Annotated in this window: 10 protein-coding genes and 2 pseudogenes; 7 read left to right on the top strand and 5 right to left on the bottom strand. The window is 61.6% G+C overall.

Translation table 11 applies throughout. From position 1 onward, the window contains the following. The first annotated feature begins 1 nt into the window (after position 1). Positions 2–930, top strand: a pseudogene (sucD, locus tag FO488_RS05170) (succinate--CoA ligase subunit alpha). A gap of 385 nt (positions 931–1,315) precedes the next feature. Beyond that, positions 1,316–1,711, top strand: coding sequence for a hypothetical protein (locus FO488_RS19645; protein ID WP_205743358.1), 396 nt, complete (start codon positions 1,316–1,318; stop codon positions 1,709–1,711). A gap of 149 nt (positions 1,712–1,860) precedes the next feature. Here FO488_RS19645 and yjjJ read toward each other — a convergent pair whose 3' ends face one another. Both yjjJ and FO488_RS05155 read right to left on the bottom strand, forming a co-directional pair. Beyond that, positions 1,861–3,201, bottom strand: a complete 1,341-nt coding sequence (gene yjjJ / locus FO488_RS05160) for a type II toxin-antitoxin system HipA family toxin YjjJ (RefSeq protein WP_168205906.1) — start codon at positions 3,199–3,201, stop codon at positions 1,861–1,863. Positions 3,202–3,417: 216 nt separating this feature from the next. Next, complete coding sequence (locus tag FO488_RS05155; RefSeq protein WP_149209569.1) at positions 3,418–3,708, bottom strand: J domain-containing protein; 291 nt, start codon at positions 3,706–3,708, stop codon at positions 3,418–3,420. 290 nt (positions 3,709–3,998) lie between these two features. Between FO488_RS05155 and FO488_RS20590 the strand changes: the two are divergent. The 5 genes and pseudogenes from FO488_RS20590 to FO488_RS05135 all read left to right on the top strand — a co-directional run. Continuing rightward, positions 3,999–4,109, top strand: a pseudogene (locus FO488_RS20590) (SEC-C metal-binding domain-containing protein); the annotation flags it as partial. A gap of 69 nt (positions 4,110–4,178) precedes the next feature. After that, positions 4,179–4,844: a YkgJ family cysteine cluster protein gene (locus FO488_RS05150; RefSeq protein WP_370514338.1), complete on the top strand. Its 666-nt coding sequence runs from the start codon at positions 4,179–4,181 to the stop codon at positions 4,842–4,844. A 194-nt stretch (positions 4,845–5,038) separates the two neighbouring features. Then, entirely contained in the window at positions 5,039–8,569 is a 3,531-nt protein-coding gene (dnaE, locus tag FO488_RS05145) for a DNA polymerase III subunit alpha (RefSeq protein WP_149209567.1), read from the top strand. 186 nt (positions 8,570–8,755) lie between these two features. Then, on the top strand, positions 8,756–9,712 hold the full coding sequence (locus tag FO488_RS05140; RefSeq protein WP_149209566.1) for an acetyl-CoA carboxylase carboxyltransferase subunit alpha: 957 nt from the start codon (positions 8,756–8,758) through the stop codon (positions 9,710–9,712). 207 nt (positions 9,713–9,919) lie between these two features. Next, entirely contained in the window at positions 9,920–10,846 is a 927-nt protein-coding gene (locus FO488_RS05135) for a pseudouridine synthase (protein WP_149209565.1), read from the top strand. 54 nt (positions 10,847–10,900) lie between these two features. Here FO488_RS05135 and FO488_RS05130 read toward each other — a convergent pair whose 3' ends face one another. From FO488_RS05130 to FO488_RS05120, 3 genes are all read right to left on the bottom strand, one after another. Continuing rightward, positions 10,901–11,209 carry a hypothetical protein gene (locus tag FO488_RS05130; protein WP_149209564.1) on the bottom strand — a complete coding sequence of 103 codons (309 nt, stop codon included), beginning with the start codon at positions 11,207–11,209 and terminating at the stop codon, positions 10,901–10,903. Positions 11,210–11,243: 34 nt separating this feature from the next. Continuing rightward, the gene (locus tag FO488_RS05125; RefSeq protein ID WP_149209563.1) at positions 11,244–11,696 is read right to left on the bottom strand and encodes a hypothetical protein; all 453 of its coding nucleotides are present in this window, start codon (positions 11,694–11,696) and stop codon (positions 11,244–11,246) included. Between the two features lie 146 nt (positions 11,697–11,842). After that, on the bottom strand, positions 11,843–12,889 hold the full coding sequence (locus FO488_RS05120; protein ID WP_149209562.1) for an adenosine deaminase: 1,047 nt from the start codon (positions 12,887–12,889) through the stop codon (positions 11,843–11,845). Between the last annotated feature and the right edge of the window lie 73 nt (positions 12,890–12,962).

The following is a 12,962-nucleotide window of genomic DNA, read 5'->3' as shown; positions in this document are numbered from 1 at the left end:
CATGTCCATACTCATCGATAAGAATTCGCGGGTCGTCGTGCAGGGGATCACCGGCAGAAGCGGCCTGTTCCACACCCAGCAGTGCCGGGCCTACGGCACCAACATCGTGGCCGGCGTCACCCCGGGCAAGGGGGGCATCCACATCGACGGCATCCCGGTGTTCAACACCGTGGAAGAGGCGGTGCGCTACACCAAGGCCAACGTCTCCATGATCTTCGTCCCCCCCCGGCGGCGGCCGACGCCATCCTGGAGGCCTGCGCCGCCGAACTGGACCTGGCGGTGTGCATCACCGAAGGAATACCGGTGCGGGACATGGTCCTGGCCCGGTCGGTGCAGGAGCGGAGCAAGACCCTGCTGGTCGGCCCCAACTGCCCTGGCGTCATCACCCCGGGCCAGTGCAAGCTGGGCATCATGCCGGGCTACATCCACAAGCCGGGCAAGGTGGGCGTCGTCTCCCGCAGCGGCACCCTGACCTACGAGGCGGTGAAGCAGTTGACCGACATGGGGCTGGGGCAGTCCACCTGCGTCGGCATCGGCGGCGACCCGATCATCGGCATGAAGTTCATCGACGTGCTGGAGCAGTTCAACAACGACCCCAACACCGAGGCGGTGTTCATGATCGGCGAGATCGGCGGCGGCGCCGAGGAAGAGGCGGCCCACTGGATCAGGGAGAACATGAAGAAGCCGGTGGCGGCGTTCATCGCCGGGGTCACGGCCCCGCCGGGCAAGCGCATGGGCCATGCGGGCGCCATCATCACCGGCGGCAAGGGCAAGGCCGAGGACAAGATCCGCACCCTGAACGAATGCGGGGTCGTGGTGGCCGGGAGCCCGACCAGGATGGGGCACGCCATGAAGGAGGCATTAAAGGCGAGCGGGAAACCGGCACCGAAAGCGACGCCAAAACCGGCGGCGAAAAAAGCGAAGAAGTAGCGCTGCGATTGCAAGGGTGTGAACAGGCCCCGTTTCCCGTGAGGGAGGCGGGGCTTTGTTTGTTGTGAGGCGTGATGTGAGACATTTTGGAGGGATTTTTGCGGGATTTAGTGCTATTTTAGGCGAGCTTTTGGATAAGTGACGCCATCAATTAACCCCTGATTGGAGTGATGGAAATGAAGACAATATTACTTACGGTGACGCTGTCTTTGCTTGCCAGTCTTTCCGCTTGTACCACATATCGGCTCCCTCCTGCTTTGTCAGCGGAGCAGAAAATGTTGATTTCGGAATCCCCCTACAGTGACATTGTACTAGGGGTCCAAGCTGGCGTCAAGGCCCCCCTGCTGGTTTTGTGGATACCCATGATCTCGACAAATTTACTGCCATGTTTAAGCAATCCGGGCTCTTTAAGGAAGTAAACCTCGTCGAGAAATTGGAGCGGAAACCAAACCTGATTGCCGAACTCGAAGCGGTTTCCAACAGGCCAATGTGTGCCACGGGTGAAGCGTCTTTGATGATAATGACACTTGGCATAGTTCCGTTGAGTAACGATGACCAGACGTATTCTTTCAGAATTAGAAGTACAAAATCATCTGACGGTCTACCAATAGGTTTCACGTACATTCAGAAATCATATTTTGGTTCATTGATTAATTTGCTCAACTTGTCGTCCAACTGGTCAAGGACACCACAAGGGCACAGAAATATTGATTTGCTTGCATTTGAACTTGTCAGTAGAAAAGAAGATGTGCTGAGGCTAGTTGTTAGTGATACTCCCTAGCGAGGCAGAAAATAAAGGTGACAGGGTCACCCATTAAAAGGGGAAATACAGGGACGCCACACCTATTAATTCATGCCATCAAACAACAGGCATCGCGTCCCTCAATCAGCCCTTTCATGATCCGAAGTTAGCCTCGTGTGGACTGTCGATCAGCTCCTCCGGATTATCCTGGGGGCGCCGTCGAATAAAGACAGTTGTTCGAGGTTTGCCCGGCAGGTTGCCTGGAAGGGTCCCGAGATTCGGGGGTCCCCGGAAGCCTCCCGCCAGAAGGCCTTGGCCGCGTCGCGCATTTCTGGCCAAGCGCCGGGCGTAACGCTGTTGTAGGCCCCCCAATTCAGTTCTTCGCCATCTCGTGGGCGATAGTACATGGGGAGCATGTCGTATGCCGGGGCCAGTCTGAATTTTGTGCGGCCCTCGCCGATCGGGATCAGCGAGACATTCCCAAAGTGCCGGTCTGTATTGGCGATGAGGTCGCCAAAGAAGTCGAGCAGGGACATGTCGTTCGCCGCTGCCTCGGTAAGCCTCCTCGCGGAAAAAAGTGCCCTGGCCGCCGCCGTCCATGAGTGCCCCATAGCCGTGAATTCGGCATCGACAACCGTCAGAGATGCCACCGGCGACCGGCCGTACAAGCCAACCCGGTCAAAGCGGTCCACTTCAAGGAACGTTCGCCCCCCCACCTGGTGAATGGCGGAAGAGACGGCGGGTATGCCAAACCTTTCAAGGATGCCGAGGGCGATATGTTCGCATACCAGCAGGTCGGACCATCTTTGTCCTTGGGGAGTCGATACCAGCGGCGAGAATTTGACCAGAACGTGCTGGCAGGAGTCCCCCCTCTTTACCAGCGCCGAGAATTTCGGTTGCTCCCCGCCGGCGGATGAGCCTGGGGGGGAGCCCGCGAGAGCGGCGTTCGCCAGGCCGGGATAGGCGGTAACCTCCACCGGGACGATTGTGGTAACGCTCCGCACGTACCGTGTGATGGATTCGTCCCCAACAATCAGATCCCCAACGATGTCCTCGCCTCTTCGGGAGAGAGCGACAAGGGTATCATCATCTCTCCAGGCGGTGAGCCGGTCAGGCAAGCCAAGGTCCGGGCCGAACCGTTGCGCAAAGGCGCGTCCGACAAAGCCGTCAGGCCTCATGTCCTGAATGAACCACGGAAGGTGGGGATAGAGTTCAGACGCCCATTCGCCGATACCTTCCCACCGGTATCCGCCATGCAGTGACAACAGTTCGCCAATCTTGTCGCCGTTCCCCTCGGCGTCCACCATGAATACCGGGAACCGGTACCCCAGTCCGCGCACGTCCCGTGGCCGGGCGTAGGTGGTTGATCGTGCCTGTCCAAACGTGACGACCTTGCCGCTCGCGTGCCTGGTCAGGCGAGACAGGGTGGCCGGGCTGATGTTGCCCAGAAGTTGCCGCAGTCTCCGGGCGGGCAAGGGCCGGTCGTAAAGGACGGAGAGCAGAGTATTTTCCAGATGGTCGGTTGCCATTCTTCGTTCCCGCATGAGATGAATGTGCTCATGAAACGATATTGAAACGATAATAAATTAAATTTATAAATAATGTCAATGCATTAGTTAACAATGCATGTACATAGATGAAATGATAATGAACAGGTTTCACGGGCGGGAGTGACCATCTTTTTCACCCGAAGGTTTGCAGGAACAAAAACACATGACAAACTGCAAAAACTGAAAACTGCCCCCCTACCCATCCCCCCACAACGGATCGGTCTTGAACTGCCGCCACAGGCGCTCTTCCGGGTTCTGCTCGTAAAACTCCGCCTCGCTGAAGGAAAAGCGGTACTCCGCGACGTACTCCAGCAGCACCCGGTACGCGGCGTTCACCTGCCGGATCGCCTCCGGGTCGCTCTCCTGGCCCGTATCGGGATGGTGGCGCTTTACCAGGGCCCGGTGCCGGGCCTTGATCTCCCGGAGGGACGCGCGTTGGCCCAGGCCGAAGAGGTGCAGCGCTGTCTTCAGGTCCGCATAGGTCACGGCCGGCCTTCTCCAGGTGCAGCGGCAGTCGGTATCCTCAGTTCATTGTTGTACTTCAGCTTTAATCCGCACTTCTGGCACCGCCAGAAGAATTTGCCTCAGGCGGCCGCCAGGGTCATCTTGCCTTGGCACTCGGGACACTGTTTTTCCGTTTTCATGGTGGGTTCCTCCCCTATCCTGTGATATGTTCCTCGTCACGTGGCCACGCCTTTTATGGGGCGCCCTTCACGGGGTATTCTACATGCAACGTCATAAACAAGCATCAATTATTCACCGCCGTCCCCTGGCCGTCCCACAACAGGCCGGGCGGCGCGCAGCGTTCGAGGCACGCACCAATGAAGATCGGCCGCAATGATCCCTGCTCCTGCGGCAGTGGGAAAAAATACAAGAACTGCTGTGGCACAGGCCATACGCTCCCCGGCAATGGGGACCGCCGCTGGGTGGAGGAGCATGTGGCCAAGGGGGGCGACATGCTCCTGTACGGCAGCCTGGCCGGGGGACTGGAGGAGGTCCCGGCGGAGCTGTTCTGGCAGGAGTGCCGACGGATTGCCGAAACCTACCTGGGGGGCGGCCGGGAGCGTACGCGCCAGGTGCACGCGCTGGTGGACGCCACCATCGACGCCCTGATCGAGCGGGACCAAAGGTTCGGCTACCCCCCGCCGTTCTGCCGCAAGGGGTGCTGCAACTGCTGCCGCGAGGCGGTCTACTGCACCGACGAAGAGGCGGCGGACATCCTGGATTATTGCCGGGAAAACGGTCTTGAGATCGATTATGCAAAGGCGGCGCGCCAGCTCGATTACCTGGAATGCGACGCCGGCCTGGACCACACCGGCGTAACACGCTGGAACGACCAGGAGCCGGAGGACCAGACATGCGTCTTCCTGGACCGGGCGGACCAAAGCTGCCGCATCTGGCCGGTCAGGCCGCTGGTATGCCGGGTGCACCTGGCCGAGGGGACGGACCGGTACTGCGCGCCGCACAACGGCGTCGAAAACCCCCACGCCCGCGCCATCGACTACCCGGAAACGAGCTACATCCTGAGCGTCGTTTTCACCATCCACCGGGATTCCATCAGGAAAACCATGGGGAGGCTGCTGCTCGGGGCGGCGCCGGCATCCCCCCCACAGGAAAAATAACGCCAGCATTCCGGCAGGTTATACATAAACCCCCGAAATAAAACCACTTACTGCCGATTGACGTACCGCCCGAAACGGGGCATACTATCCACCACATATCACCGAACGGGAACTCTTGGGAGGTCCCGTTCTTTTTGCATCCGGCTCCGCTTCCCCTTCGTCATTAACGCTCGTTCGCTCGCAAAAGGTCGCCCATGGAAACACCGCCCTTCGTCCATCTCCATCTCCATACCCAGTATTCCCTGCTGGACGGCGCCATCCGCGTCGAAGACCTGGTCCACAAGGCCGAGGATTACCACATGCCGGCCCTGGCCATTACCGACCACGGCAACATGTTCGGCGCCGTGGAGTTCTACCTCAAGTGCCAGAAGGCCCACATCAAGCCGATCATCGGCTGCGAGGTCTACCTGGCCCCCGAGTCCCGCTTCTCCAAGGAGGCCAAGGGGATCTCCGACGCGGCCTACCACCTGATTCTGCTCTGCCAGAACCTGGAGGGGTACAAGAACCTCTCCTACCTCACCTCGGCCGGGTACAAGGAAGGGTTCTACTACCGCCCCCGCATCGACCGGGAGATCCTGAAGGAACATAGCGCGGGGCTCATCGCCCTGTCGGCCTGCCTCAAGGGGGAGGTGGCCATGCAGTGCGGCCGGAACAAGATGGAGGAGGCCGTGGCCACGGCCCGCTGGTACAGCGAGGTCTTCGAGGACCGCTACTACATAGAGTTGCAGGAAAACACCCTGGCCGAGCAGGACGTGGTGAACAAGCGCCTCCTGGAGGTGGCGGCCGAGCTTCAGCTGCCGCTGGTGGCCACCAACGACTGCCACTACCTGAACCGGGAGGACGCCCGCGCCCACGAGGTGCTGCTCTGCATCCAGACCGGCAAGACCATGAGCGACCCGACCCACATGAAGTTCACGGCGGACGAGTTCTACGTAAAGTCGCCGGAGGAGATGGCCCGGGCCTTTTCCTACGCCCCCGAGGCCATCGCCAACACCGTGGCCATCGCCGGGCGCTGCGAGTTGGAACTGCCGCTGGGCAAGGAGTATTTTTTCCCCCACTTCGAACCGCCCGCGGGCAAAACCCACGACGAGATGCTGGAGCACCTGGCCACGGAAGGGCTCAAGGAGCGCATGGTCACCATCCTGGCCAAGTACCCGGACATGTCCCTGGAACGGCAGCAGGCCTACTTCGACCGCCTGCGCATCGAGCTGGACTGTATCCGCCAGATGCAGTTCCCGGCCTACTTCCTCATCGTGTCCGACTTCATCAACTGGGCCAAGGACCACGGCATCCCGGTCGGCCCGGGCAGGGGATCGGCCGCCGGTTCGCTGGTGGCCTACGCCATCAAGATCACCGATCTGGACCCCATGCCCTACAACCTGCTGTTCGAGCGTTTCCTCAACCCGGAACGCATCTCCATGCCCGATATCGACGTTGACTTCTGCATGGACCGCCGGGAGGAGGTCATCCAGTACGTGGTGGGAAAATACGGCCGGGAGCGGGTCTGCCAGATCATTACCTTCGGGACCATGAAGGCCAAGGCCGTGGTGCGGGACGTGGGGCGGGCGCTGAACATGACCTACGGGGACGTGGACCGCATCGCCAAGCTGGTGCCGGACGACCTGAACATGACCCTGGACAAGGCCCTGAAGCTGGAGCCGCAGTTGAACGAGCTGGCGGCGGCCGACCCCCAGGTGAAGGACCTGCTGGAAACCGCCGTCTGCCTGGAAGGGCTGGCCCGCCACGCCGGCACCCACGCCGCCGGGGTGGTGGTGGCCCCGCGGCAGTTGGAGGAGTTCCTGCCGGTGTACAAGGACCAGAAGACCGGCTCCATCAACACCCAGTACTCCATGAAGTACGTGGAGATGGTCGGCCTGGTGAAGTTCGACTTCCTGGGGCTCAAGAACCTGACGGTAATCCAGAACGCCGTCAAGCTGGTGCGGGAGGGCAAGGACCCGGAGTTCGACATCACCCGCCTGCGGGACGACGACCAGGCCAGCTACGACCTCATCTCCTCGGGCAACACCACCGGCATCTTCCAGCTCGAATCCAGCGGCATGAAGGAGATGCTGGTCAAGCTCAAGCCTTCCTGCTTCGAGGACGTGATCGCCGCCTGCGCCCTGTACCGGCCGGGCCCCCTGGGGTGCGGCATGGTGGACGAGTTCATCGAGCGCAAGCACGGCCGCCAGAAGGTGGTCTACGACCTGCCGCAACTGGAGCCGATCCTCAAGGACACCTACGGGGTCATCGTCTACCAGGAGCAGGTCATGCAGATCTCCCGCACCCTGGCCGGCTACTCCCTGGGACGCGCCGACCTGCTGCGCCGCGCCATGGGGAAGAAGGACCCGGCGGTCATGGCCAAGGAGAAGGAGCCGTTCCTGGCCGGGGCCAAGGCCCAGGGGCTGGACCTGAAGAAGGCCGAGGCGATCTTCGACCAGATGGCCAAGTTCGCCGAGTACGGCTTCAACAAGTCCCACTCGGCCGCCTACGCCCTCATCGCCTACCAGACCGCCTACCTCAAGTCCTACTACCCGGTGGAGTTCATGGCCGCGCTCCTCACCTGCGACATGGACAACACGGACAAGGTGGTCAAGAGCATCGGCGACTGCCGTGAGCAGGGGATCGAGGTGCTGCCGCCGGACGTGAACAAGTCCGGCCTCTCCTTCACCGTGGTGGGCAACTCCATGCGTTTCGGCCTGGGCGCGGTCAAGGGGATCGGCACCGGCGCCGTGGAGGCGATCCTGGAGGCGCGGGCCGAGGGCCCCTTCAAGGACATCTACGATTTCTGCGAGCGGGTCGATATGCGGCGCGCCAACAAGAAGGTGTTCGAGGCCCTCATCAAGTGTGGCGCCTTCGACTCCACCGGGGCGTTCCGCATGGCCCTCATGGAGGGGCTGGAACAGGCCATGGCCTACGGCCAGAAGATCCAGGAGGAGAAGGCCAGCGCCCAGGTTTCTCTGTTCGACACCGCCGAGGTGGTCAAACACAACGGCAACGGCGGCATGAAGCTCCCCGACGTCCCGGAATGGCCGGACAAGGAGAAGCTGGGGTACGAAAAGGAGGCCCTGGGCTTCCTCATCACCGGCCACCCCCTGGACCGCTACGTGGACGACATCAAGCGCCTGGCCAACTCGGAGATCGCCAACCTGTCCGAGATGCCCGACGGCTGCGAGGTGCGGGTCTGCGGCATCGTCTCCGCCTTCCGGGAGATTCCCACCAAGAAGGGGGACCGCATGTGCTTCGCCACCATCGAGGACCTGACCGGCTCGGTGGAGATCACCGTGTTCCCCGATACCTACCTGGAGACCTCCAGCCTGCTCAAATCCGACGACCCGCTCCTGGTGACCGGCAAGCTGGAAAAGACGGAAAAGGGGGCCAAGATCCTGGTCAGCCGCCCCAGCGCCGACAACGGACGCCGGGGCGGGCACCACCGCGACCCGGGCCCGGCGGGCGACGTCAAGCTGCTCCAGGAGGCCCGGGCCCAGACCACCAAGCGGGTCTGCTTCACCCTGCGCACCACCGATCTGCCGGTGGAGCGCCTGGGCGCCCTCAAGACGATCATCCAGCGCCACCACGGCACCGTGCCGGCCTGCATCCAGTTCCTCATCCCGGAGCGGAGCCGTTCGACCATGCCGCTGCCGCCGGACTTGAGCGTCATGGCCAGCGATGATTTAAGGCTGGAAGTGGAGCGGCTGTTCGGCTATAATGCCGCGACTTTCGAGTAAGCGTTTACACAACATAAAATCTGCCACAGAGACACGGAGACACAGAGAACGTCAAAGGCACAACATTTTCACAGGGATGAAGAGAACCTCCGGCTTTATTGTTTTTGTCTTTTCTCTGTGAACCTCTGTGTCTCTGAGTCTCTGTGGCAGGTGTACGAATCTGAAATTAAAACTTGAGGTGTCAATATGGCGACCCCGTTTCATCTGGAATTCGAAAAACCGATCGTGGAGCTTGAGAAGAAGATCGAGGAGCTGAACGCCCTGGCTGCGGACGGCCTGGATATCGGCGCCGACGTGGCTACCCTGGAAGGGCGCGTGGAGGAGATGCGCAAGGAGATCTTCTCCAACCTCTCCCGCTGGCAGACCGCCCAAGTGGCGCGCCACATCAACCGCCCCTTTACCCTGGACTACATCAAGCACATGTTCACCGACTTCGTGGAACTGCACGGCGACCGCAACTTCGGCGACGACCACGCCATCGTGGGCGGCCTGGCCCGTTTCGACGGCCGGCCGGTCGTGGTGATCGGCCACCAGAAGGGGCGCGATACCAAGGAGAAGGTCTTCCGCAACTTCGGCATGCCCAACCCGGAAGGATACCGCAAGGCGCTACGCCTCATGCAGATGGCGGAACAGTTCAAGCTGCCGGTGGTCACCTTCGTGGATACGCCCGGCGCCTACCCCGGCATCGGCGCCGAGGAGCGCGGCCAGGCCGAGGCCATTGCCCGCAACCTGCGCGAGATGGCCAGCCTGCGCACCCCGATCATCGTCTGCGTCACCGGCGAAGGCGGCTCGGGCGGTGCCCTGGCCATCGCCGTGGGCGACCGCATCCTGATGCTGGAGCACTCGGTCTACGCCGTCATCTCCCCGGAAGGGTGCGCCGCCATCCTCTGGTCCGACGGCACCAAGGGCGAACAGGCCGCCGAGGCGCTCAAGCCGACCGCCAAAGACATCATCGGCCTGGGGGTCATCGACGAGATCATCGGCGAACCCGTCGGGGGCGCCCACCGGGACCACGATGCCATGGCCGAGACCCTGAAAGAGGCCATCGCCCGCAATCTGGCGGAGTTGGACAAGCTCTCCCCGGACGACCTGGTGGAGAAGCGCTACGAGAAGTTCCGCGCCATGACGCGCTGTGTGGAATAGCCACATCAGGGAAAACTAAATCTGCCACAGAGACACGGGGACACAGAGGTTCACAGAGAAAGACAAAAGCAGGACGTTAACCGATAACCGTCAAATCTCGAATTAAGCCTCCAGCCTTTCTCTGTGTCTCCGTGTCTCTGTGGCAGATTGTAATTTTTAAAAAAGGGGGCGGCTTAACCGCCCCGTTTTCGTTAACGAGGTACGACTATGTTGGAACGCCTGCAAAAACTCATCTCCCAGGCCGGCATCACCTCCCGCCGGGCCGCCGAGAGCCTGATCCTGGACGGCCGGGTCACGGTCAACGGCGTGGTGGTCACCGAACTGGGGAGCAAGGCCGACCCGGCCAAGGACCGCGTCGCCGTGGACGGCAAGCCGCTCCAGTTCAGCGAAAAACACCTGTATATCCTGCTCAACAAGCCGACCGGCTACATCACCGCCCTGAAGGACTCCCAGGAGCGGCCGCTGGTGACAGACCTGCTGAAAGGGGTGGAGGAGCGGGTCTACCCGGTGGGAAGGCTGGATTACAACACCGAGGGGCTTCTGCTTTTGACCAACGACGGCGATTGGGCCAACCGCCTGATGCACCCGCGCCACGAAGTGGAGAAGGAATACCACGTCCGGGTCAGGGGCAAGGTGCTGGAACAGCAGATGAAACGGTTGGCGGGCGGGGTGGAGCTGGAGGACGGAGTCACCGCGCCGGCGGTGGTGCGCATGGTGAAAAGCAGCGACCTGAACGACTGGATCTCGGTGACGATCCACGAGGGGAGAAACCGCCAGGTGCGGCGCATGTGCGAGGCGGTGAGCCTCTCCGTGGTGCGCCTCAAACGGGTACGCTACGGCGCCCTGGATATCGGGACGCTGAAGCCGGGGCAGTTCCGCTACCTGACCGAGGCTGAGGTGAAAGGGCTGCTCCAGCCGGGGGGGATCTCGGAACCCGAGCCCCAGAAGGTGCGGAAGCCGCGCAGTACGGCCAAAACCGGTACGGCGGCGACGGGGAACACCCGTAAACCGCACGGCGCGGCAAAAACCGGTGCAACGACAGGCCGCCCCCCCGCCCGGACGGCCGATAACCAGACAAAGAAACAGCCTAGCCGCCCGAAGCCAGGAGAGGCGCCGCGCACGCGCCGCCGATAACCTGCAAAATGTTACGACGCAGGGGCGGGGTTTCCCCGCCCCTGCGCATAATCCTCACAGCATATCCATGGGTATTGCCCTGACAACCACGGACTCCTGCCTGAAAAGGCGCTCCAGACTCTCCCGGAACGCTTGCCACCAGCCACGGTCCAATTCCTTTATCATGACTTCGTAGATCACGATCTCGTCCTTAACCGCGTCACTCAGCCCCTCTTTCCATAATCCCTCGGCGGGGGACCTGACATAGGTGGTTATTCCCCCGAACTGTTCCGTGAGTTCGTCCCTGACCTGGAGATAGATCGACTGCGGAAAGGGATGGCCGTCGTTGTCGCACAGGGGGAGCAGCAGTTGGATCAGGTTCATGGAATCACCTCGTATTTTGTACGGATGCCCTTCTTTAGGCCACGGGTCCCGCCTTGGCAGGGTTTTGATGGGTATCCATGAGCCTCTGCAGCACCTCGTCCTGCGCTTGCAGGTGTTTCTGGATCTCAAGCGCCTCGTACAGGATGGCCTCGGCATCCTTGTAGGTGTCGTCGGCCCTGGTATCGGCTGCGGCCCCCTCGACCTTCTGGCCGACCATGATGATGGACAACAGGACCAATTGCAGGAAGGTCTGCGCGATCCAGGAGATGAGGGCGCTCGTGCCGGTGTGAACGGCTTCCGGGAGGCTGATGAGCGCAATGAGGGCAAAGGCGTAGGCGCACCACATGGTGCCCACGCCCCGCGTGATCTTTTCTCCCAGCAATGCGTTGAAGCGGGCCACTGCACCTTCCTTGACCTCCCTCGGCTTGGGGGCGCGCTTCTTCCGGAGTTCGATGTGGGGGTGCGGCTTGTGCTCATAGATTTCCATGGTTGCTCCTTGGGATGGAAATACCATTGAGATTATTGGGTGGCCTGATGGCTGAACGCAGGGGCGGGGTGCCTCCGCCCATCATGGTACCCGAGGCCCCCGAACAATCGACAGGGACAATCAGGGCACGGGGAGCCTTATCCGGCCTAACCGCTGCATTGCTGCGCAAAGAAGTCGTCAAGCTCCCTGATCCATCCTTCCTTGACGCTCTCATCCGCAAAAGCGGCCTGAAAACTGTTGCGCGCCAGTTGGTACGCCTCTTTTGCCCCCAACTCCGGCAGCGCGGTGAAGGTGGCCAGGTAATTCTCGTTCAGGTAACCGCCGAAATAGGCCGGGTCGTCGGAATTTATGGTTGCGGCGATGCCGACAGCCAGCAGTTTGCCCATGGGGTGGGCGGAAAGGTCCGGGAATACGCAGAGCTTTACGTTGGACAGGGGGCAGACGGTCAGCGGCACCCGCTGCTCGGCCAACCGCGCCACGAGCCGGGGGTCCTCCAGGCAGCGCACGCCGTGGTCGATCCGTTCCACCTTCAGCAGATCAAGGGCCTGGCTGATGTAGCCGGCCGGCCCCTCCTCCCCGGCATGGGCCACCAACCGCAGGCCCAGTTCCCGGCAGCGGGCGAACACCCGGGCGAACTTCTCCGGCGGATTGCCGCGCTCGCCGCTGTCCAGGCCGACGCCGATGAACCGGTCGCGGAACGGCAGGGCCTCTTCCAGGGCCGCAAAAGCGGCCTCCTCGCTCAGGTGGCGCAGAAAGCAGAGGATCAGCGAGGCGCTCACCCCCAACTCTTCGCGGCCGCGCCGGACCGCCCGCTCCAGCCCGTTGATGACGGTGGCAAAGGGAATCCCCCTCTCCGTATGGGTCTGGGGGTCGAAGAAGATCTCCGCATGGCGGACGTTATCGGTCCTGGCGCGTTTCAGGTACGCCCAGGCCATGGCGAAGAAATCCTCTTCCGTTTGCAGCACGCCGGCCCCGGCGTAGTAGATGTCCAGAAAGCTCTGCAGGTCGGTGAAGGCATAGGCGGCCCGCAGTTCCTCAAGGGTTGCATAGGGGAGTGGCATCCCGTTCCGCGCCGCCAGTTCAAAGATCAGTTCCGGCTCCAGCGAGCCCTCGATGTGGATATGCAGCTCCGCCTTGGGCATGCGGCGGAGTATGTCGTGCAGGTTTTCCCGTGGAATACGAGCGAAATTCATGGTGTTGTGGCTGCTCCTGATGTTTTGAGAAAAAGGCCGCACGATCAACCGAAGTTGGGCGATACGGCCTTTG

This window comes from Geobacter sp. FeAm09 (assembly GCF_008330225.1).
Taxonomy (GTDB): domain Bacteria; phylum Desulfobacterota; class Desulfuromonadia; order Geobacterales; family Pseudopelobacteraceae; genus Oryzomonas.
This window is presented reverse-complemented; position numbering and strand designations above follow the sequence as displayed.